The organism is Pseudomonas sp. ADAK2 TE3594 (genome assembly GCF_053628675.1).
The window spans coordinates 3,686,777-3,706,911 of sequence record NZ_JBRJGV010000001.1 but is presented as its reverse complement, the minus strand read 5'-3'; the positions used below and the strand labels follow the sequence as shown (position 1 = coordinate 3,706,911).

19 protein-coding genes are annotated in these 20,135 nt (G+C 59.4%); 15 read left to right on the top strand and 4 right to left on the bottom strand.

Features of this window, described 5'->3' with window-relative positions; genetic code table 11:
- Window positions 1–11 precede the first annotated feature (11 nt).
- The 4 genes from AB7M22_RS16395 to AB7M22_RS16380 all read left to right on the top strand — a co-directional run bounded on the left by AB7M22_RS16395 (window position 12) and on the right by AB7M22_RS16380 (window position 2,577).
- Entirely contained in the window at window positions 12–254 is a 243-nt protein-coding gene (locus tag AB7M22_RS16395; protein ID WP_454187118.1) for a hypothetical protein, read from the top strand.
- A 240-nt stretch (window positions 255–494) separates the two neighbouring features.
- Window positions 495–1,088, top strand: a complete 594-nt coding sequence (locus AB7M22_RS16390) for an NUDIX domain-containing protein (protein WP_454187117.1) — start codon at window positions 495–497, stop codon at window positions 1,086–1,088.
- Window positions 1,089–1,213: 125 nt separating this feature from the next.
- Window positions 1,214–1,753, top strand: a complete 540-nt coding sequence (locus tag AB7M22_RS16385) for a kinase inhibitor (protein ID WP_454187116.1) — start codon at window positions 1,214–1,216, stop codon at window positions 1,751–1,753.
- 5 nt (window positions 1,754–1,758) lie between these two features.
- Window positions 1,759–2,577: a helix-turn-helix transcriptional regulator gene (locus AB7M22_RS16380; protein WP_454187115.1), complete on the top strand. Its 819-nt coding sequence runs from the start codon at window positions 1,759–1,761 to the stop codon at window positions 2,575–2,577.
- Between the two features lie 36 nt (window positions 2,578–2,613).
- Here AB7M22_RS16380 and AB7M22_RS16375 read toward each other — a convergent pair whose 3' ends face one another.
- Entirely contained in the window at window positions 2,614–3,132 is a 519-nt protein-coding gene (locus tag AB7M22_RS16375) for a methylated-DNA--[protein]-cysteine S-methyltransferase (RefSeq protein WP_454187114.1), read from the bottom strand.
- 151 nt (window positions 3,133–3,283) lie between these two features.
- Here AB7M22_RS16375 and ggt point away from each other — a divergent pair, with 151 nt between their 5' ends.
- The 3 genes from ggt to AB7M22_RS16360 all read left to right on the top strand — a co-directional run bounded on the left by ggt (window position 3,284) and on the right by AB7M22_RS16360 (window position 6,911).
- Window positions 3,284–5,011, top strand: coding sequence for a gamma-glutamyltransferase (gene ggt / locus AB7M22_RS16370; RefSeq protein WP_454187113.1), 1,728 nt, complete (start codon window positions 3,284–3,286; stop codon window positions 5,009–5,011).
- Window positions 5,012–5,240: 229 nt separating this feature from the next.
- A complete protein-coding gene (locus tag AB7M22_RS16365) occupies window positions 5,241–5,774 on the top strand; it encodes a cysteine hydrolase family protein (RefSeq protein ID WP_454187112.1) in 534 nt (177 codons plus the stop codon).
- Between the two features lie 114 nt (window positions 5,775–5,888).
- Entirely contained in the window at window positions 5,889–6,911 is a 1,023-nt protein-coding gene (locus AB7M22_RS16360) for a helix-turn-helix transcriptional regulator (RefSeq protein WP_454187111.1), read from the top strand.
- A gap of 124 nt (window positions 6,912–7,035) precedes the next feature.
- On the opposite strand, the gene AB7M22_RS16355 is transcribed toward AB7M22_RS16360, so the two are convergent.
- Window positions 7,036–7,392: a DUF6124 family protein gene (locus tag AB7M22_RS16355; protein ID WP_008008526.1), complete on the bottom strand. Its 357-nt coding sequence runs from the start codon at window positions 7,390–7,392 to the stop codon at window positions 7,036–7,038.
- An 877-nt stretch (window positions 7,393–8,269) separates the two neighbouring features.
- Here AB7M22_RS16355 and AB7M22_RS16350 point away from each other — a divergent pair.
- From AB7M22_RS16350 to AB7M22_RS16325, 6 genes are all read left to right on the top strand, one after another.
- Window positions 8,270–8,452 carry a hypothetical protein gene (locus tag AB7M22_RS16350; protein WP_008068377.1) on the top strand — a complete coding sequence of 61 codons (183 nt, stop codon included), beginning with the start codon at window positions 8,270–8,272 and terminating at the stop codon, window positions 8,450–8,452.
- 516 nt (window positions 8,453–8,968) lie between these two features.
- The gene (locus tag AB7M22_RS16345; protein WP_454187110.1) at window positions 8,969–10,837 is read left to right on the top strand and encodes an amidohydrolase; all 1,869 of its coding nucleotides are present in this window, start codon (window positions 8,969–8,971) and stop codon (window positions 10,835–10,837) included.
- Window positions 10,838–10,855: 18 nt separating this feature from the next.
- A complete protein-coding gene (locus tag AB7M22_RS16340; RefSeq protein ID WP_454187109.1) occupies window positions 10,856–12,598 on the top strand; it encodes an amidohydrolase in 1,743 nt (580 codons plus the stop codon).
- A gap of 110 nt (window positions 12,599–12,708) precedes the next feature.
- Entirely contained in the window at window positions 12,709–13,449 is a 741-nt protein-coding gene (locus tag AB7M22_RS16335; protein ID WP_454187108.1) for a TorF family putative porin, read from the top strand.
- 196 nt (window positions 13,450–13,645) lie between these two features.
- Complete coding sequence (locus AB7M22_RS16330; protein WP_454187107.1) at window positions 13,646–15,058, top strand: purine-cytosine permease family protein; 1,413 nt, start codon at window positions 13,646–13,648, stop codon at window positions 15,056–15,058.
- A 159-nt stretch (window positions 15,059–15,217) separates the two neighbouring features.
- Window positions 15,218–15,871: a peroxiredoxin gene (locus AB7M22_RS16325; protein ID WP_007904854.1), complete on the top strand. Its 654-nt coding sequence runs from the start codon at window positions 15,218–15,220 to the stop codon at window positions 15,869–15,871.
- A gap of 246 nt (window positions 15,872–16,117) precedes the next feature.
- Here AB7M22_RS16325 and AB7M22_RS16320 read toward each other — a convergent pair whose 3' ends face one another.
- Together AB7M22_RS16320 and AB7M22_RS16315 are read right to left on the bottom strand one after the other, a co-directional pair.
- Complete coding sequence (locus AB7M22_RS16320) at window positions 16,118–16,615, bottom strand: heme-degrading domain-containing protein (RefSeq protein ID WP_454187106.1); 498 nt, start codon at window positions 16,613–16,615, stop codon at window positions 16,118–16,120.
- A 10-nt stretch (window positions 16,616–16,625) separates the two neighbouring features.
- Window positions 16,626–17,627, bottom strand: coding sequence for a LacI family DNA-binding transcriptional regulator (locus tag AB7M22_RS16315; protein ID WP_454187105.1), 1,002 nt, complete (start codon window positions 17,625–17,627; stop codon window positions 16,626–16,628).
- A 201-nt stretch (window positions 17,628–17,828) separates the two neighbouring features.
- Here AB7M22_RS16315 and AB7M22_RS16310 point away from each other — a divergent pair, with 201 nt between their 5' ends.
- On the top strand, window positions 17,829–18,995 hold the full coding sequence (locus AB7M22_RS16310) for a Gfo/Idh/MocA family protein (protein WP_454187104.1): 1,167 nt from the start codon (window positions 17,829–17,831) through the stop codon (window positions 18,993–18,995).
- Complete coding sequence (locus tag AB7M22_RS16305; RefSeq protein ID WP_454187103.1) at window positions 18,992–20,095, top strand: sugar phosphate isomerase/epimerase family protein; 1,104 nt, start codon at window positions 18,992–18,994, stop codon at window positions 20,093–20,095. The genes AB7M22_RS16310 and AB7M22_RS16305 overlap by 4 nt, the downstream gene beginning before the upstream one ends.
- Window positions 20,096–20,135: the final 40 nt, after the last annotated feature.

The window sequence follows — 20,135 nt, the reverse complement described above, 5'->3', positions numbered from 1 at the left end:
TGGGGCTGCACATGTCCGAAATTACCCAGACGGTCATCGTTGTGGCGCTGGCCTTTCTACTTGATCGGTTTCTTAAGCCGTCCCCGCTGCGCAAGTGGCTAGGGGTGACGCTGGTGGTGGCAGGCGCAATCGGCTGCGTTGCAGTGAGCCAGACCCAGTTGCTGGGCTTTGACTTGGGATTGATGTCGGTCCTTGCCGTGCCGGTGGGCGCGGGGCTGTTCGTGACCAGGCGGCGGTTCGAGCAGATTGGCTGAAGGTCAGGAAGGTGTGTTGACCGGACGGATACCTTGCTCCCGCTTGAGTGCGTAGCGCTCACAAAAATCGCAATGGTTGTCAGATTTTTGGGGCCGCTACGCAGCCCAGCGGGAGCAAGCTCCCTCGCCACAGGTTTCTCTGACTCAAGATTCTCTTGGGAGCGCCATTACGGCAGTCGCCGGGCTTTTCTGTTTTCGCCTAACATGGACGCTTTCTGACGAAAATAGGGATGGATTGTCATGTCGAACACAGCCGAGCGGGTCAACATCATCGAGTCCCAGGTGCTGTCCCACGACTGGTATCTGCTGAAGAAAATCACTTTCGATTATTTGCGCAACAACGGCGACTGGCAGCGTCAGACTCGCGAAGTCTACGACCGGGGCAATGGAGCGGCGATTCTGCTGTTCAACCGCGAGAAGAAAACCGTTGTGCTGACCCGCCAGTTCCGGCTGCCGGTATTCGTCAACGGCCACGATGGTTTGCTGATTGAAGTGGCGGCGGGTCTGCTGGAAGGCGTTGCGCCTGAAGAGCGCATTCGCGCTGAGGCCGAGGAGGAAACCGGTTATCGCGTCCACCATGTGCAGAAGGTTTTCGAAGCCTACATGAGCCCCGGCTCGGTGACTGAAAAGCTGCATTTCTTCATCGCCGAGTACGACGCCTCTTCCAAAGTCAGTGATGGCGGCGGGCTGGAGGAAGAAACCGAAGAACTGGAAGTGCTGGAGTGGACGTTCGACGACGCGCTGGCGGCGTTCTATCGCGGGGAGATCTGCGATGCCAAGACCATCATGCTGCTGCAGTATGTGGCGATGAAAAACATCTTCGGAGCGGTTTGAGCAGGATTGGATTGCCCTCTGAGTCGAGAGAGCGTTCAGGCACAATGGTCGAGCATTTCGGCACAGTAACCAGCCTTTGCTCTCTCTAAACTCGTGCCTCACGCCAACACTCAGATGAGGTCACGATGAACATCAGAATAATCCTATCCGCATTGACCATGGGGGTCGTGCTCACTGGACACGCTGCCGACTTCTCGCTGAAGAGCCAGGATATTGCTGAAAACCGCCCGTTGACCAGCCGCGAGGTGTTCCAGGGTTTCGGTTGCGAAGGGGGCAATACTTCGCCCGAGCTTTCCTGGAGCAACGCCCCGACGGGTACCAAAAGTTACGCGATCACGGTCTACGATCCCGATGCGCCGACCGGCAGCGGCTGGTGGCATTGGACGGTGGTCAACTTACCCGCTTCAACCAGCAGTTTGCCAAGAGGGGTTGGCTCGAACCTGCCTGCCGGTGCAGTACAAGGGCGAACCGACTATGGCCAACCGGGATTTGGCGGGGCTTGCCCTCCTGTAGGGGATAAGCCGCATCGCTATCAATTCACCGTATGGGCGCTGAAAGTCGATAAGCTACCCCTCGACAACCAGGCCAGCGGCGCCTTGGTGGGCTATATGCTCAATGCCAACGCCTTGGCCAAAGCGACCATCACTTCAACTTACGGACGTTAAGAACAATGCGCCCTTGTGTCGGCATACAGCACCGGGAAAACATTATCGATGCGTGTGTCATACGGGCGCGACAGCCCCATACATTGCAACGGGTGCCGATATTCGCTACCGCCTTGTGTCGAGTGCGGCAGGGGGAAAAACTGCTGCAATGGGATGACCGGGAAATGCGTGCAGGGCCGCAGCATCTGATTCTGATGCCGGCCGGGCGCGAGCTTGGCATCTCGAACTTCCCCGGCCTTCACGGTCACTATATCGCCGATGTGGTGACCTTTCCCGGTTCGACACTGCGTAACTTCAGCAGCCGATATGGCCAGCAGATCATCAGCCATCGCCATGCCCAGAAGACAGACCTATGTGTCCCTCTGGACAGGCATATCACACAGGCATGGGATCAGTTATTGGCGGCCATCAATGCGGATGCTCCGGATGCATTACGCACCCACTATGGGGAAGCGGTGCTCCTGAGCCTGTGCCTCGGCGGCCAGGCCGGACCGCTGCTGATGGATCGCAACGATCCACTCTGCGAACGGGTGCAGCAACTGGTAATGAGCAGCCCGGAGAGAGACTGGACTGTTGCGCACGTTGCACAACACCTGAACCTGGGGGAGTCGACGTTGCGTCGCCAACTGGCCAATGAAGGGAGCAGTTTCAGGAACATTCTGGAAAACGTTCGGCTGGCGACGGCGCTGCAATGGTTGCAAACCACCTCACGCCCCATCGGTGAAATTGCCGGTGCCAGCGGTTACGCCTCGGCCTCACGTTTTGCAGTGCGCTTTCGCTCACACTATGGCTTGTCGCCACGGGAATTACGGGCGGCGATTTAGGTAATTGCTATGTTCCCTATCTTTTTGTAGGGGCCGTTAGATAAACAAATCGTCCATTCTGCCGCCTCCGCGACACTCATACCCTTCCAGCGTCAGCAACCGCTCTTTCGCCTCAAGCCCACCAGCAAACCCCGTCAGTTTCCCCGACGCCCCAATCACCCGATGACACGGCGCGATAATCGAAATCGGATTCTTGCCATTCGCCGCACCCACTGCGCGAACCGCACTGGGATTGCCGATCTGCCGGGCAATCTCGCTGTAGCTGCGCGTTTCGCCAAACGGAATGGTCAGTAACGCCTGCCATACCTTCTGCTGAAATTCCGTCCCGGCAAAGTCCAGTTCCAGCTCGAAACGGTTACGCGTGCCAGCGAAGTATTCCTGCAACTGCTGTGCGGTGCGCACCAGGATCGGGTTGTCCGCTGCTTCAGTCATCGGCCCCAGCTTCACCCGGCCCGGTTTGTCGTTTTCCCAGAGGATGGCCGCCAGTCGCGCGCCTTTCGCGACCAGTTTCAATTCGCCGACCGGAGACGCCAGGGTGGTGAAGGTGTAGGACATGCCGGCGGACTCCGCAAAAGTGCTGAACAGGGGCCCAGCATACTGCCTCGTCGGGGAGGCGCAATACGCAATCCCAGCCATACTTGCCTACTGCTCTTGAACCGTTCCCGCTGTTTTTGAACAGAACCTAAAAACAAAAAGAGACCGACTCATGAAGTTCGAACCTTTTACCAAATCGCTCGTGGCAACCGCATTGGCGCTGAGCTGCCTGACCGCCCAGGCGGCCTCCGTCGCCCCGGTCGCAGCCGAAAACGGCATGGTCGTCACCGCCCAGCATCTGGCCAGCCACGTCGGCGTCGATGTGCTCAAGAATGGCGGCAACGCCGTCGATGCCGCCGTTGCGGTAGGTTATGCGCTGGCGGTGGTGTACCCCGCGGCGGGCAACCTGGGCGGCGGTGGTTTCATGACGATTCAATTGGCGGACGGGCGCAAGACCTTCCTCGACTTCCGTGAAAAAGCCCCGCTGGCCGCGACCCCCGACATGTACCTCGACAAAGCGGGCAACGTCATCCCGGACCTGAGCACCCGCGGCCATCTTGCCGTTGGCGTGCCGGGCACCGTCTCGGGCATGGAACTGGCCCTGAAGAAATACGGTACCAAACCCCGCAAGGAAGTGATCGCCCCCGCGATTAAACTTGCCGAAGACGGTTTTGTGCTGGAGCAGGGCGATGTCGACTTGCTGGAGTACGCCACCGACGTCTTCAAGAAAGACATGCGCGACTCGGGCTCGATCTTCCTGAGCAATGGCGAACCGATGCAGGTCGGCCAGAAACTCGTACAAAAAGACTTGAGCAAAACCCTGCGGGAAATTTCCGAGAAGGGTGCCGACGGTTTTTATAAAGGCTGGGTGGCTGATGCTATCGTCACTTCCAGCCAGGCCAACAAGGGCATCATCACCCAGGCTGACCTCGACAAATACCAGACCCGCGAACTGGCGCCGATCGAGTGCGATTACCGTGGCTATCACGTGGTCTCGGCGCCACCGCCAAGCTCCGGTGGCGTGGTGATCTGCGAGATCATGAACATCCTCGACGGCTACCCGATGAAAGACCTGGGCTTTCGCTCGGCTCAGGCGATGCACTACCAGATCGAAGCGATGCGCCACGCGTATGTGGACCGCAACAGCTACCTCGGCGACCCGGACTTCGTGAAAAATCCGATCGCTCATCTGCTGGATAAAAACTACGCGACCAAGATCCGCGAAGTCATCGACCCGCAGAAGGCCGGCGTGTCCCGCGAGATCAAACCCGGCGTGGCGCCCCACGAAGGCAGCAATACCACCCATTACTCGATCGTCGACAAATGGGGCAATGCGGTGTCGGTGACCTACACCCTCAACGACTGGTTCGGCGCCGGCGTCATGGCGAGCAAAACCGGGGTCATCCTCAACGATGAAATGGACGACTTCACCTCGAAAATCGGCGTGCCGAACATGTACGGTCTGGTGCAGGGCGAAGCCAACGCCATCGCCCCCGGCAAGGCACCGCTGTCGTCGATGAGTCCGACCATCGTCACCAAGGACGGTAAAGTCGTCATGGTCGTCGGCACTCCCGGTGGCAGCCGCATCATCACCGCAACCCTGCTGACCATCCTCAACGTGATCGACTACGGCATGAACATCCAGGAAGCGGTGGATGCGCCGCGCTTCCACCAGCAATGGCTGCCGGAAGAAACCAACCTGGAGAACTTCGCCACCAGCCCGGACACCAAGAAGATGCTCGAAAGCTGGGGGCACAAATTTGCCGGGCCGCAGGACCCCAACCATATCGCAGCTATTCTGGTAGGTGCGCCTTCGCTGGAAGGCAAGCCAGTGGGCAAGAACCGCTTCTATGGCGCGAACGATCCACGGCGTAATACCGGGTTGTCACTCGGTTACTGAAACAGGCGATCACCGGCCACTTCAGCTCCCTGGGTGGCCCCGATCCCCGTAGGAGCTGCCGAAGGCTGCGATCTTTTGCCTTTGATGTCAGCGAAAGCAAGATCAAAAGATCGCAGCCTTCGGCAGCTCCTACGGGGCTCGAACACAGCCTCGTAAGGTCGACAATTGCTACATGAAGAAGGGAGTTGAAATCCGTCTCCGAGCCACCGACTTATCAAGGAAGGAAGCCATGAGCACCGCACTCCTGATCATCGATGTCCAACGCGCGCTGTGCACCGGCGAGTATGAATGCTTCGACATCCAGCGCGTCATCGACACCATCAACGACCTCAGCACCAGAGCCCGAACTGCCAACATGCCGGTCATCCTGATCCAGCACGAAGAAGAGGGCGACCTGCTGCAATACGGTGGCGAAGGCTGGCAACTGGCCGAGGGCCTGAAGACTTCACCCCAAGACCTGCGCGTGCGCAAAACCACCCCGGATTCGTTTTACCAGACCCACCTGCATGAACAGCTGCAAGAGCTGGACGCCGACCGCCTGATCATCTGCGGCCTGCAAACCGACTACTGCGTCAACGCTACCGTCCGCCAGGCGCATCAATTGGGCTACGACGTCGTACTGGTGGCTGACGCCCATTCCACCATCGACAACGGCACGATGAGCGCCGAAGACATCATCGCCGAACACAACAAGGATCTGGCGCACCTGACCGGCTCCGTGGCGCGGATCGATGTTATGCCGGCCAGTGAAATCAAAGTCTGAAAATACCGCCAGCCCCGTGGCGGGCGAGCTTGCGCGCTCGGGGCTGGACGCAATCACTGCGCCTATGGCATGGTCAAAAAAATAATACGCCATGTAGCGAACAGGATCAGAACGATGGAGGAGGGTGATGAGGTCGGTGCCAAGGCGTCGATGACAACATTGCAGGCATTCAATCTTTGCGTATTGCACCTGGGGCGTCTTGCCCGAGATCGCGGTGCATCCCGCTTCATCACAGACGGCCTGCAGGCATTCAGCCAACTGGTGCCCTTCGCTTCGGCCTGGTGGGGCGAGATGTCTGGGTCAGGCGTCGATGTTTCGCCCAGAAACTGGATGCACGGGCGAATCAATCTGCCCGAGTCGTTTGCCGCCGAGTGGCACACGTGTGCGCGCAACGACAAATTCTCCCAAGACACCATGAGCCGACCCGGTGAGGTCGTGCGCGACAGCGGCTTCACCGACCCCAATGAAGAAGTGAACGCCTTCGCTCGGCGCCACGACCTCTACTACCTGATGTGCATCACCTTCGAGTTACCCGAAAGCGGCTTGATGTTCTTCGTCTGCCTCTATCGAGGCATTGATGCCTCGGCTTTCAACGACAACGAGGCCGATCTGTTTTCGGCCTTCTGCGACCATCTGTTGCAGCTGTGGCGATTCCAGGTGCAGGACATGATCCGCTTCGACACGGGCAACGGGGCGTCGGACTTTGGCGTCGCGCGCATGGACGGCAGCTTGCTGTACGTGGGGGCAACGCTGTGTGCAGCCATTGAACGTGAGTTACCCGGCTGGAACGGTTCAATGCTTCCCGCGCAGGTGATCGCGCAACTGCAAAAGGCACCCTGCGTCATGCGCCTGGGCCGCTGCGCCCTGACACTGAGCCCTAACGGCGAGCACGTTATCCTGTCGCTCGAAGCCCAGTCGCGCGGGGCGATGCTTGCGCCACGCGAGCGAACGGCAGCCATGCTGTTTGCCGCCGGCCATTCCTACAAGGAGATTGCCAAAATCCTGGAGTTGAGCCCTGCGACAGTGCGCACCTACCTGCGCAACTGCTACCTGCAACTGGGCGTGAAGAGCAAGGTGGAACTGGGGTCGGTGCTGCGTTCCGCGACCTCGCTCGCGGATACGCCGCGCCGCGATTAAATCCGCCTACAACGCGCGCCCTGTAGGAGCGAGGCTTGCCCGCGAAGGCGTCCGGTCTGGCACACCGCGTTATCGTTCTTCGCGGGCAAGCCTCGCTCCTACAGGGGGAATGCAGCTCACATTTCTAAGGTGTATTGATTTTATCCAGCACCCGGTTCGCCGTGATCTCCGCCACCATGATGCTGTTTGAAATGCCCAGCAGGGCGTAGCGCGACTCACCCTCCAGATGATCCACCAACTGATGGACCATCACATCGACCGAGGCCAGCGTCTCGACCAAAAAAACCGCCAGGGTTTCGGCTGTGGCTTCCGGGGCCACGGAAAACATAGTGCTGGGTGTACGCGCGGTGGCTTTGATGTCGGCATTCGACGGGAAGTGGAAGTCGAGGGCGCGTTTGGCGGCCTCATTGAGCTTTTTTGAATCGGGTTCGTATGGGGAAATCGGATCGGCGTCTGGTGGGTTTGGCGTTACCTTGAACATATTTACGTCTCCAACAATATGGAGCCATCACCGAATCGCTGCTAAACGAAGGTGGCAGCTGTGTGCAGGTTAGCAGACCGGCGGAGACGAACCCGGCGCGCCCGAGGGCGCCCTGCGCACAGCTACCATAAAGTGCAGGCATGAAATGACCTGACTGTCTGGATGCAAATACGCTTCGTCACGACGGGCTGCTAAACCCGATCACTGATGAGCAGTGACACGAATCAAGTTACCGAGTGTCCCCAAAGCGCACAAGCCGGCGGATTCTGGTGCAGCCGTAGGCAACGGCGCAAGGTTTTGTAGCTTTCAGGACGTAACCATGAGGATGCTTAAACAAGCGATCTCGGGCGACGTTGAATGATCTTGTGCGCGCGTCCTACACGAGGTGGAGCCTTGAAAACCAAGGACGCATCTGACGTATGTTTGAAGTGGGTCATCGCAAGTGTGGTGGCTAGCCTAGAACTGGCCGCCACCGTTGCCGCCTACACCCCGTCACTCCACGAAGCCCCGCGGGTCATCGGTAAGCGTCTTGCAGTCATTGGTAGATCGCTGAGAAAGTAGAAAAAGTTGCGTGCGTTAGCCGATTACGACATCCGAGAGGAAATGGGTGTGGTGGAGGTCAAGCAACATATTGAAACGAGCAAGCAGCTGATGGGAGATCTTCGCAGAATTTGTCCGAAGCCGTCGTCGGAATCGGCGGCGGGGCGTCACTGGGGGTCGTACAGGCAGGCGGATGGTCTAGAGGCGATCTAAGTGTTAGGTTGAGCCAAACGAATTGCGAGCTTCAAATGACCCCCGAAGAAAAAGCGACAGAAGAGGCTGCCTGAGACCTATGATCATCTTGAGCTTATCGAGCTCCTAACCGAGGCAGAGAAAAATGAGTGCAGCTAAGACCGGAAAATCCAGTCCTTTGGCTGAATTTTTCTGCAAGGCTTCCCCCGAGACCAAGCGGGACGTATTTATAGTGGCGATGTCTAAAGCGATCGCCTCCCAGCGTGACGTGCTGGATAAGGCGGAAGCTATCAAGATGGCGCGAAAAACCGAGAAGGCTTCTGCCTAAGGCGAATGTGTCATTGACCCAAAAGCCCAGCGATCAGCTGGGCTTTTTCGTTTCTGGGGATTCGTACAGACGAGAAGGGCCCGCAACACGACGCCCCGGCTGCCGGCTGGATCAAATCCCTCACGGCCTCCACCCAAGGCCTCATCGCCGAGCAAGTCGCCAAGGGCAGCTAAAAAAACTCCGCCTCGTTCTACCTCCTAGATGCCGCCAACAACCCCATGCTCGGTGTCTACGACCTGCGCCACGCAGACCGCGATGGCGAGTAAGTCGTCATCGAGTTCAGCGGCGTGTCAGTCGATATCAATGTTGACTGTGCCGCCGTCTTCGCGAGCAAGCCCGCTCCCACAGGTTTCGCCGCTACACCACATCGGATGCCTGCCATCTAATTGCCTCACCCCTCCTCATTTGTAGAGGTCCATCCGACGCCTGCGCCCTATAGGGTATGCCCTGCATATCAGAGGCTTGCGGCCGTCTGTTCGGGCCACTTCCAAAACTATAAAAATAGAGGTGAGGCAGTTGAAATTTTCCAGGCTGTTTATTGCTGTTGCGTCGACAACGGCATTTTCCTGCATGGCGCTGGTGGGGTGTCAGACACAGGGTTCGACACCGGCTGACATGGTGATGCGCAACGGCTATGTCTACACCGTCGATGGCAAGAACTCGGTGCAACAGGCGATCGCCGTCACGGGCGGGAAGATCGTCTATGTCGGCAGCGATGAAGGTGTTGCCTCGTACATCGGCACGCAGACACAGCTGATCGATCTGGCGGGACGCATGTTGATGCCCGGCTTCGTCGATGCGCACATGCATCCGGGGGACGGCGGTCGCGCCATGACGTTGTGCGACCTGAAATACCAGACGATGACTCGCAAGGTTTTCCAGGAAACCATTCAGGCGTGCCTGGATGCCGACAAGGGCAAGGGCCCCGATGTCTGGCTTGAAGTGGGCAGTTGGGACCGCATGGGCATGACCGGGCTCGACGGCGATCCCGACAAATCGACGCTGGATGCACTCAAGACCAATCGCCCGATTCAGGTTCGTTCCACCGACTTCCATACCGTGCTGACCAACTCCCGTGGCCTGGCGGTCGCTGGCATCAACAAGCACACGGTCAATCCGGGGGATGGCAAGTACGTGCGCGACAGCGCCGGCAACCCGACCGGTATCTGCGAAGACGGTGCCGCCGATGCCATGGCCGCCGTGGTGCCGCCAGCCAGCGACGCAGAAAAACTCAACCAGACCCGCGCGGCGCTCGATGCCATGCGCCAGCAAGGCATCACCAGTTTCTTCGATGCCTTGTCGGGGCCTGAAAATGGCAAAGCGTTTACCACCCTGCGACAGTCGGGCGAGCTGACCGCTCGGGCCTTGCTGGCGATCAAACTCGACCCTGCCGCCGCCGCTGCAGACCCGGCGAAAACCATTGCCGAGGCCAAGGCATTGGCCAACACCTACGACCAGGGCGAAGCCAAAGTCGCGCCGGGTGTGAGCATGCGTCACGTCAAATTGTTCATGGACGGCATCATCAACGCTCCAGCGGATACCGGGGCAATGTTGACCCCGTACCTGCGCAATGCCGGCACCGATGCCGCGCCCAAGTGGACGCCTGGCAAGAATACCGGTGAGCTGTATTTCCCGCCGCAAGTGCTCAATCCGCTGCTGTTGCAAGCGGTGCAAGCCGGCCTCGACCCGCACCTTCACGCCACCGGGGACAGAGCGGTGCGTGACTCGTTGAACGGTATCGAATACGTGCGCCAGCAACTGCCTGGCAATGGCTTTCGTCCGGCCATTACCCACGCCGAGTCGGTGGACCCCGCTGACTATGCACGCTTCAAGGCACTCGATGTGACCGCCAACATGTCGTTCCAGTGGGCTCAGCAGGCGCCGTCCACGGTCGACGGCACCAGCGATCATCTCGGCCCGACGCGTTTTGCCCGCATGGAACCATCGGGCAGCATCAGCCGCGCGGGTGGCCGGGTTGCTTATGGCAGCGACTGGCCCGTCGACCCGCTCGATGAATTCCTGGCGCTGAAGATCGGTGTCACCCGTTCAGGCGATCCGCTGAACCCGCACAGCTACGGCCCCAAGTATGCCGGCAGGTTGAATGCCGACCCGGCTCTGTCGCGCACTGACGTGCTGCGCACCATCACCATGAACGCCGCCGAGCAGCTGAAACTGGAGGCTGTCGTCGGTTCGGTCGAGGTTGGAAAGTTCGCCGACTTGATCGTGCTGGACAAGAACTTCATGCAGGTGCCGGAGGACGAGCTGGGCCGAAACGAGGTGCTGCTGACGGTGGTCGGCGGCAAGATCGTGTGGGCCAAGGCGCCGTTCGTTGGACTCGATCCGAAGGCATTGTCACAAGCGTCCACATCCCGAACCACCCAATAAAAACAAGAGAGTGTTCCGATGCAACTATTCATTCCCAACCTGTTGGCCGCAGCCCTGGCCCTTTCCTCGGTGCAGGCCATGGCCGCCGCTGATCTTGTGCTGTTCAACGGCAAGGTCTTTACCGCCGAACCCGGTCAAGCACTGGTTCAGGCCGTGGCGGTGCAAGACGGCAAGATTCTGAAAGTGGGCAGCAATGCCGAGATCAACGCCTTGGCCGATGCCCAGACGCAACGAATCGATCTGGCGGGCAAAGTGCTGATGCCTGGAATGATTGATACCCATAGTCACCCGGTCGTTGCGGCCTTCAACAGCCAGGGGGCCAACCTGCTGGATGAAGTAAAGCCGTTGCCGGAACTTGAGCAATGGGTGATCGAGCAGGATGAAGCGGGACGGGCACGGGCCGGTGACGTGATCAGCATTGCCGGGGTGAGTTCGGCCTATTGGGAGAAAAGCCGCGAACTCGGTCAGCGCTTCAATCAAGGTCGCTGGGCGGACCAACCGGTGGTCCTCAGCGGGATTGACGGGCATACCGGCTGGGCCAACAACGCGATGCTCAAGCGTCTGAAGATCGACGCGGCATTGGTAAAAGGTCTGTCGGAACAGGACCGCAGCTTCGTGGGGCACGCAGCGGACTTCACCCCCAATGGTTTGTTCGCCGAGTCGCGCTGGGACAAGGTACGCAGTCAGATCCCCGCGCCTGGCAACGAGGTCATGCTCAAGGCTGCCCGCGAGGCGGTGAAGGTCAATAATCAATATGGCGTTACCGCCTGGATGGACGCGGCAGCGAATGCCGGAAGTGGTGATTCGCTGTTCGATTTCCAGGCCACCGAACAGAGTTACGGTGTTCTACCGCTTTACCGCGAACTGGCGGAGAAGGGCGAGCTCAATGCCCACGTTGCGGCGCTTTTGCTGGCCAACCCAAAAAGCCGGCCGGCCGATCTGGAAGTGCTGGCCAAGGTGATGAAGAAATTCGAGGACGTGCCCAACCTGAGCTTCCCTGGCATCAAGGTCTTCGCTGACGGCGTCCTGGAGTTTCCAGGGCAGACGGCAGCGGTGATCGTTCCGTTCACCAACAGTCACAAAAACGGTCAGTTGCTGATCGACCCGGCACACTTTGGTGAATTGGTAGTGGCGGCGGAGAAGCGTGACTGGATTGTGCACATGCATGCGGTCGGCGACCGTGCCGTACGTGAGTCACTCAATGGCATTGAATACGCGCGCAAACTCAACCCGACACCGATGGCCCACAGCATCACGCACCTGCAACTGGTCAATCCCAAGGAGTTCCCGCGCTTCAAGCAGCTTGGTGTGATCGCTTCCATGCAGCTGCTGTGGGCCACCGGCGAGTCTTACACGGTGGAGTTGGTCAAACCGTATATCAGCGCGTTCGCTTACGGTTATCAGTATCCCGCCGGATCCTTGCATAACGCCGGTGCGGTCATCGCCGGTGGCAGTGACTGGCCGGTGTCCAGCCCCAACCCGTGGAATGCCATCGCCCAGGCCAGCACGCGCAAAGGGCCGCTGGGTGTGTTGAATGCCAAAGAAAGCATTGATCGCCAGACCATGTTCTACGCCTACACCCTCAATGCCGCCAAAGCCCTGCGGCTGGAGCAACAGATTGGTTCGCTGGCGCCCGGCAAACAAGCCGATCTGATCATCCTCGACCGTGATGTGTTCAAGGTCAGCGACGACGAACTGTTCGACACCAAGGTCCTGAAGACTTTCTTCGCGGGCAAGCAGGTTTACGCGCCCGCGTCCTGACGACTACCCGCCGGCAGTACCGAAAAAATGCTCCTGCTCCTCGTATTGCGAGGGGCAGGGCAACGCCGTGCCCGACATCACCCGCTGATCCATAAAAATAAGAGACTTGTATGAACGTACGCTCAGCATTGACCCTTGCCAGCCTTGTATTGGCTCCCCTGACCAGCCAGGCACTGACGCTTAACGATGACTTCAGCCTGGACATGACCCTGGGCGTTTTCAGTGACTACCGCACGCGTGGCATTTCGCAAACCCTGGGGGATCCGGCGGTTCAGGCCGGCGCCACGCTGGTGCACAGCAGCGGTTTGTACATTGGCGCCTGGACCTCGAATGTCGATTTCGGCGCCCCATACAAAACCCGGCAGGAACTCGAGTACTACGCGGGCTACTACTGGCAGGCGACCGAGGCAATCAGTCTGGATCTGGGGTACATCAAGTACGACTATCCAAAGGAAGGCCAATTCAACATGAGTGAGGTCTACGCCATCCTTGACGTTTATGGCGTGAAGCTCGGCGCCAACTACTCAAACGATACGCCGAACTTCTTTGGCGAGGACCAGGACACCCTCTACACCTACCTCAGCTACAAAATCGAATTGCCGGCCGAGATTGGCCTGAACCTGCGCGTGGGTCGCAACGATGTCAAAGACCCGGCTTTCTGGTCCGCCAACGGCGAAAGCCGTGATGCCTACACCGAGTGGGAAGCCAAACTGACCCGTGATTTCGTGGGCGTGACCTGGGGCCTCAGCTACATCGATACCGACCTGTCGAAAAGCGAATGCGCGAGCTGGTACGGCTATGGCGACCTGTGCACTGCCACCGTGGTCGCCAGTGCCAGCAAGGCCTTCTAAGCGTTAAAAGCCCTGTCAGTCAGTTAACAGTCAAGCGATCAATTGTGGCGAAGGAGCTTGCTTGTGGCGAGGGGGCTTGCCCCCGTTCGGTTGCGCAGCAGCCGTCGCTTTTGGGGCCGCTACGCCGCCCAGCGCGAGCAAGCTCGCTCGCCACAAAATATCCGTACCCGTCTGTCCCTCAGAAGAGAACACCGTAATGACCAAGGTCAGCGATAGTCAGCAGCGAAGTCCCCTGATCGAGACACGTTCGATCGATTACATTCCCGAGGCCGAGCGTCATGGCAGCCTCTACAGCCAGTTCACCCTGTGGCTCGGCGCCAACCTGCAGATCACCGCGATCGTCACCGGCGCTCTGGCCGTGGTGCTGGGCGGTGATGTGTTCTGGTCACTGATTGGTTTGCTGATCGGCCAGTTGCTCGGCGGTGCAGTGGTTGCCCTGCATGCGGCACAAGGACCGAAGCTTGGGCTGCCGCAGATGATCTCCAGTCGCGTGCAGTTCGGCGTCTATGGGGCGGCGATCCCGATTGTGCTGGTGTGCCTGATGTACCTCGGTTTCAGCGCCACCGGCGCGGTGCTGTCGGGGCAGGCGATTGCCCAATTGATCGATGTCAGCGACAGCGCCGGCATCCTGATTTTCGCCTCCTGCATCGCGTTTCTGACGATCTTCGGTTATCGGGTCATCCACTTGGTCGGACGGGTCGCCAGCGTGCTGGGCATCATTGCCTTCGTCTACCTGTTTACCCGGTTGATGACGCTCAACGACATCGGCCTGTTGCTGGAAAATCGCCATTTCGGCTGGAGCACTTTCCTGCTGGCGGTGTCCCTTTCCGCGTCCTGGCAGATCGCGTTCGGCCCTTATGTGGCCGACTACTCACGCTACCTGCCGAGCAAGACCTCGTCCTGGAAAACCTTCACCGCCGTAGGCCTGGGGACGGTGTTGGGCGCCCAGGCATCCATGGTGCTGGGAGTATTCGCCGCTGCGTTGGCGGGCACGGGTTTTCGCGGGCATGAAGTCGCCACCATCGTTGGTTTGGGCAGTACCGGCGTGATCGCTTCCTTGCTGTATTTGAGCATGGTGTTCGGCAAGGTCACGGTGTCGACCCTCAACGCTTATGGCAGCTTCATGTGCGTGGCCACCATCATCAGCGGCTTCCGTCGAGGCTTCGAGATATCCGCCGGTAAACGCATGCTGTTTGTGCTGGCGATTGTCGGCGCGTCCACCGCGCTTGCATTGCTGGGGCAGCACTCGTTTCTCACCACGTTCAAGTACTTCATCCTGTTTTTGTTGACCTTCTTCACGCCGTGGAGCGCGATCAACCTGGTGGATTATTACTTCATCAACAAAGAGCGCTATGACATTCCCGCGTTGTCCGACCCGGCGGGGCGTTATGGCCGCTGGAATGTGTTGGGGATCAGCGTGTACGTCTTCGGTGTGCTGGTTCAGCTGCCTTTTGTCGACACGCATTTCTATTCCGGACCGATGGTCGCGCAGCTTGGCGGCGTCGATATTTCCTGGATCGTCGGGCTGGTGGTGCCGGGCATTCTCTACTACGGGCTGGCCAGGACATCCGGGCTTGCGGTGTCGGTCGAAGGCAACTCGAAGGCTTGAAGGCCCCGTCGTTCAGGGGCTGTAGAGTTGGCGCGGCGATAACTCCCTTGTGTTCAGGCGTCTCCTATACTGATCCGCGTTGACAGGTTCAACGCAGATCCTGAATGCCGTTGGAGCAGCCAGCGGCTTCCCTACGACTCAACAGTAAGGAGAACGAAAATGGCAATCCGTATTGGCGACGAAGCACCGGACTTTACCGTCGAAAGCACCGAAGGCCCGCTGCATTTCCACGAGTGGATCGGCGACAAGTGGGCGATCCTGTTTTCGCACCCCAAGGACTTCACCCCGGTGTGCACCACTGAGCTGGGCTACATGGCAGGGCTCAAGCCGGAGTTCGATAAACGCAACACCAAGATCGTCGGGCTCAGCGTCGACCCTGTCAGTAACCATCAGACCTGGGCCAAAGACATCGAAGAGACCCAGGGGCATGCGGTCAACTATCCGATGATCGGGGACGAGAACCTGGTGGTGGCGAAGCTCTACGACATGATTCATCCGAATGCCAGTGGCGGCGCACGGACTGCCGTGGACAACGCCACGGTGCGTTCAGTGTTCATCATCGGGCCGGACAAAAAGGTCAAAGCGATGCTGATCTACCCGATGAGTGCCGGGCGCAACTTCGATGAAGTGCTGCGTCTGCTCGATTCTCTGCAACTGAACGCCAAGCACACCGTCGCCACCCCGGTGAACTGGCGTCCGGGCGAGGACGTGATCATTCCCACTTCGGTCTCCGATGAGGACGCCAGGAAGAAATATCCGGATGGCTTCAAAACGCTGAAACCTTATTTGCGCACGGTGGCGCAACCGAAGTAATCGATCTGTTTGGAGACCCCAATGCCAGACAATTAAGCGAAATCCATGTGGGAGCGGCGGTGCGGCGATCCGACTTGCTCGCGATAGCGGTGTGTCAGGCGACGCCAATGTTGACTGTGCCGCCGCCTTCGCGGGCAAGCCCGCTCCCACAGTGATCGGTGTTGTTCGCAAAATTTGTGTACGTTGCTAATTCATTTGTGGGAGCGGCGCGGGCATTGATGGGCAAGACTCGGTGGCGACTGCGCGCTACTCGTCCTCAAGCGCGAGTTCGCTCGGGTCGGCCCCGCACATCTGTGCCAACACTTGAACCACCAGGGCATGATCCTCACGCTGGGGCAGCCCTGAAACGGTGACGGCGCCAATGCACCCCACGCCTTTGACCGATATCGGGAAGCTGCCGCCATGATCGGCGTAATCACGCAGGGGCAACCCCATCAAATTTTCGAGTGAATCGCCCTGAAGCTTGAAGGACAGGCCTGCGCGGTATGAGCTGAGTTCCATCAGTTCCACGATATTTCGCTTGCGTCGTGCCCAGTCGGCATTGCTGGCGGAGGTTCCGGGCATCGAGTAGAAGAACACGGTGTCCCGCGCCAGCCTGACCTCAATCGTGGCGGACACGCCTTGCTCCTCGCAGGCGGTTTTCAAACGGGTGCCCAAGTCCCAGGCCGTCGCTTTGTCGAAGCGCTCAAACTTCAGGGTTTCTTCCTGGAGTGCGATGCGTTGCAGGTCGGTTTGGATGTCCATGATTTCTCCCTCATCCCTTTCGGGCGGTCGTACTGTTACGCACGGTTAATGTGAACGGCAGCACCACATGGCGGTCCGGGATGGGCTTTTTTTCGATGAGGGCGATCAGCATTTCAACGGCCTTTTGGCCAAAGATTTCGGCGGGTTGCGCGATGGTCGTCAACGCTGGATCACAGTAGGCCGCGAACGGAATGTCATCGAAACCGACCAACGAAATATCGTCGGGGACCCGCAAACCCTGTTGTTTGATGCGCTTCAACGCACCGATCGCCATTTCATCGTTTTCGCAAAAAAACGCGGTCGGACGGTCGGGCAGTTCCAGCAGCATTCCCGCGCCATCAAAACCGGCCTTCAACGTGAAGTCGCCGTGGCAGATCAATTGCGCGTCCAGGGCGATACCGGCCTGGAGTAATGCATCTTGATAACCGGCCACACGGTCGCGTGTGAGCGGGCTGCTTTTCGGGCCTTTGATCAGGCCGATCCGGCGATGGCCCAGATCGATCAGATGCTCCGTCATGGCTTTGGCCGCTGCCCGGTTGTCGAGGCTGATCGTCGGATGCCGCCCGCCTTGAATCACTTCACAGGCGTTGACCAAGGGCGGTGATTCGCCATTGGGGAAGGGCGACTCAAAAGGGTCGTAGGCGCGCAACTGAATCACGCCGTCGGCCTGGTGGGCGTACGCCAGCGCGGCAAATTCTCGCTCGATTTCCTCGCGGCCCTGGGTGTCGCACAGCAGCAGTCGGTATCCGGCCGCCTGTGCCGCCTGTTGGGCACCGCTGATCACCCGTGCGAAAAACGTGTTGGCGATGGCCGGGACCAGAATCACCAGATTGCCGGTTCTGCGCGAACGAAACTGCACGGCCATGAGGTTCGGCCGGTAGCCGGCCTGTTCCACGGCGGCATTGACCTTGTCCCGGGTTTCGGGGAGTACGCGCTCGGGCGACTTCAGCGTTCTGGACACGGTGGCCACCGAGACGCCGGCCAGCCGGGCTACTTCACGGATATTGGACAAGACGACCTCGTTATCGAACCGGCAGATGTAAACGTGGCCGGCGAGCTTACCGCAGTCCGGCCGTGCGCTGAAATGAGCTTCATTTTTAATCCCGGGTTTGACACCTGAAGTAACTGAGCCTAAATTTCCGGCATGATGTAACCGGTTACATCATAGTCAAACCTGAAGCGTTAATCCGCCCCGAACAAGAGAAAATTCGCGATGAATGTTGCAACGGCAAAAATAAGAATGGGGTTTGTCGGGGGCGGCGAGGGCGCTTTCATCGGCAAAGCCCACCGCCAGGCTGCCGGCCTCGATGGTCGTTTTGAACTGGTGTGCGGTGCATTCAGCCGAGACGCCTGCAACAATCAGGACACCGGCGCGGCGCTGGGATTGTCCGCCTCACGCTGCTACAGCGACTGGCAGCAGATGCTCGATAGCGAGCGCGCACTGCCCGCCGACCAGCGCATGGAACTGTTGGTCATTGTCACGCCCAATCACTTGCACGCGCCGATCGCCAGTCAGGCACTGAGCGCGGGTTTTCATGTGTTCAGCGAAAAGCCCGCGGCACTGAATCTGTCCGAGCTGCTGGCGCTCAAGGCGGTGGTGAAAAGCAGCGACCGCCTCTATGGACTGGCCCATACGTATCTGGGTTACCCGATGGTCTGGCAGGCACGCAAGATGGTGCGTAGCGGCGTGATCGGCGCTGTGCGCAAGGTCATCGTCGAGTACCCGCAAGGCTGGCTGAGTCGGGATGTGGCCGGGCAGGGCAACAAGCAGGCGAGTTGGCGCGATCAGCCCGAGCAGTCCGGGTTGGGCGGCTGCATTGGCGACATCGGCACCCATGCCTTTTCACTGGCCGAATTCGTCGCGGACCAACCCATCGAACAGGTGTGCGCAACCTTGGGTTCGCACATTGCCGGGCGGCAACTGGACGATGACGCGGCGATGCTGTTCAAGATGGCCGCCGGGGCCAGTGGGGTGTTGATCGCCAGCCAGGTCTGCGCCGGCGAAGAGAACCCGTTGAAGATCCGCGTCTATGGCGATAGGGGCGGGCTGGAGTGGCGTCAGGAAGAGCCCGCGAGCCTGATCCATCGCTCCCTCGATCAACCGTTGAGCATCCTTCGTTCCGGTGTCGGCCAACCCTGGTTATGCGAGGCCGCCAGCCAGCGCATGCGTTTGCCCGCCGGGCATCCCGAAGGTTATCTCGAGGCCATGGCCAATCTCTATGGTGATTTCGCCACCGCGATCCGCAGCAACGTCGAAGGCAACGATGCCCCCGGCGTGCCGGGCATCGACGTCGGGTTGCGTGGCATGGCGTTCATCGAGGCGGTGGTCGCCAATCATCGCGGCGACGCGAAGTGGACCGAACTGGTCTGCAACCCATGAGTCCGGAGAGCCTTCCCGTGAACCACACTTCCCAAGCACCGGCAGGCCTGCGCGGCCCGGGTATTTTCCTCGCGCAGTTCATGTCCGCCGAAGCGCCCTTCGACACGCTTGCCAACATTGCTCAGTGGGCCGCGGCGCAGGGTTACAAAGCCATTCAATTGCCGACCCTGGGCACGCAATACATCGACCTGGCGCGCGCCGCCGACAGTCAGGATTACTGTGACGAATTGAGAGCTGTCTGCGCCCAGGCAGGTGTCGAGATCAGTGAGTTGTCGACGCATCTGCAGGGCCAACTGGTGGCGGTGCATCCGGCGTTCGACACGTTGTTCGATGACTTCGCTCCTGCGCATTTACGCGGTCAGCCTCAGGCCCGCACCGAGTGGGCTATCGATCAGTTGAAGCTCGCCGCGCGGGCCAGCCAACGCTTGGGGTTGAAGGCGCACGCGACGTTTTCCGGTGCGTTGCTCTGGCCTTACGTCTACCCGTGGCCGCAACGCCCGAGCGGTCTGGTCGAACAGGGGTTTGCCGAACTGGCCAAGCGCTGGTTGCCGATCCTCGATTGTTTCGAGCAAGCCGGCGTCGACCTCTGCTACGAGATCCATCCCGGCGAAGACTTGCACGATGGCGCCTCGTTCGAGCGTTTCCTTGAGGCCGTCGATCACCATCCGCGCGCCGCGATCCTTTACGACCCGAGCCATCTGCTGCTTCAGCAAATGGACTATCTGGGCTTCATCGATCGCTACCACGAGCGCATCCGCATGTTCCACGTCAAGGACGCCGAGTTCCGGCCCGACGCCCGTTCGGGTGTCTACGGCGGCTATCAAGGTTGGGTCGAGCGGCCTGGCCGCTTCCGTTCCTTGGGCGATGGGCAGATCGATTTCAAATCGATTTTCAGCAAATTGACTCAGTACGACTTTGCCGGCTGGGCGGTTCTGGAGTGGGAGTGTTGCCTGAAGGATTCGCAGCAGGGCGCCGCAGAAGGAGCGGCCTTCATCCGCCAGCACATGATCAGCAAAACCCGAAAGGCGTTTGATGATTTCGCCAGCGTGGCGTCTGACGAGCGTTTCAATCGACGGCTATTGGGTTTGCCTGACGCCTGAAAACCCTGTTTGCCCCTCTCTCCAAAAAAAACAATAAGAC

What these genes read in the sequence shown, in the direction of transcription:
- AB7M22_RS16355 (WP_008008526.1), bottom strand. Translation starts at nt 7,392, where the DNA reads ATGTTCAAGGTAACGCCAAACCCACCAGACGCCGATCCGATTTCCCCA.
- AB7M22_RS16385 (WP_454187116.1), top strand. Translation starts at nt 1,214, where the DNA reads ATGAACATCAGAATAATCCTATCCGCATTGACCATGGGGGTCGTGCTC.
- AB7M22_RS16395 (WP_454187118.1), top strand. Translation starts at nt 12, where the DNA reads ATGTCCGAAATTACCCAGACGGTCATCGTTGTGGCGCTGGCCTTTCTA.
- AB7M22_RS16360 (WP_454187111.1), top strand. Translation starts at nt 5,889, where the DNA reads ATGGAGGAGGGTGATGAGGTCGGTGCCAAGGCGTCGATGACAACATTG.
- AB7M22_RS16365 (WP_454187112.1), top strand. Translation starts at nt 5,241, where the DNA reads ATGAGCACCGCACTCCTGATCATCGATGTCCAACGCGCGCTGTGCACC.
- AB7M22_RS16320 (WP_454187106.1), bottom strand. Translation starts at nt 16,615, where the DNA reads ATGGACATCCAAACCGACCTGCAACGCATCGCACTCCAGGAAGAAACC.
- AB7M22_RS16305 (WP_454187103.1), top strand. Translation starts at nt 18,992, where the DNA reads ATGAGTCCGGAGAGCCTTCCCGTGAACCACACTTCCCAAGCACCGGCA.
- AB7M22_RS16310 (WP_454187104.1), top strand. Translation starts at nt 17,829, where the DNA reads ATGAATGTTGCAACGGCAAAAATAAGAATGGGGTTTGTCGGGGGCGGC.
- AB7M22_RS16375 (WP_454187114.1), bottom strand. Translation starts at nt 3,132, where the DNA reads ATGTCCTACACCTTCACCACCCTGGCGTCTCCGGTCGGCGAATTGAAA.
- AB7M22_RS16380 (WP_454187115.1), top strand. Translation starts at nt 1,759, where the DNA reads ATGCGCCCTTGTGTCGGCATACAGCACCGGGAAAACATTATCGATGCG.
- AB7M22_RS16330 (WP_454187107.1), top strand. Translation starts at nt 13,646, where the DNA reads ATGACCAAGGTCAGCGATAGTCAGCAGCGAAGTCCCCTGATCGAGACA.
- AB7M22_RS16325 (WP_007904854.1), top strand. Translation starts at nt 15,218, where the DNA reads ATGGCAATCCGTATTGGCGACGAAGCACCGGACTTTACCGTCGAAAGC.
- AB7M22_RS16350 (WP_008068377.1), top strand. Translation starts at nt 8,270, where the DNA reads ATGAGTGCAGCTAAGACCGGAAAATCCAGTCCTTTGGCTGAATTTTTC.
- ggt (WP_454187113.1), top strand. Translation starts at nt 3,284, where the DNA reads ATGAAGTTCGAACCTTTTACCAAATCGCTCGTGGCAACCGCATTGGCG.
- AB7M22_RS16390 (WP_454187117.1), top strand. Translation starts at nt 495, where the DNA reads ATGTCGAACACAGCCGAGCGGGTCAACATCATCGAGTCCCAGGTGCTG.
- AB7M22_RS16340 (WP_454187109.1), top strand. Translation starts at nt 10,856, where the DNA reads ATGCAACTATTCATTCCCAACCTGTTGGCCGCAGCCCTGGCCCTTTCC.
- AB7M22_RS16335 (WP_454187108.1), top strand. Translation starts at nt 12,709, where the DNA reads ATGAACGTACGCTCAGCATTGACCCTTGCCAGCCTTGTATTGGCTCCC.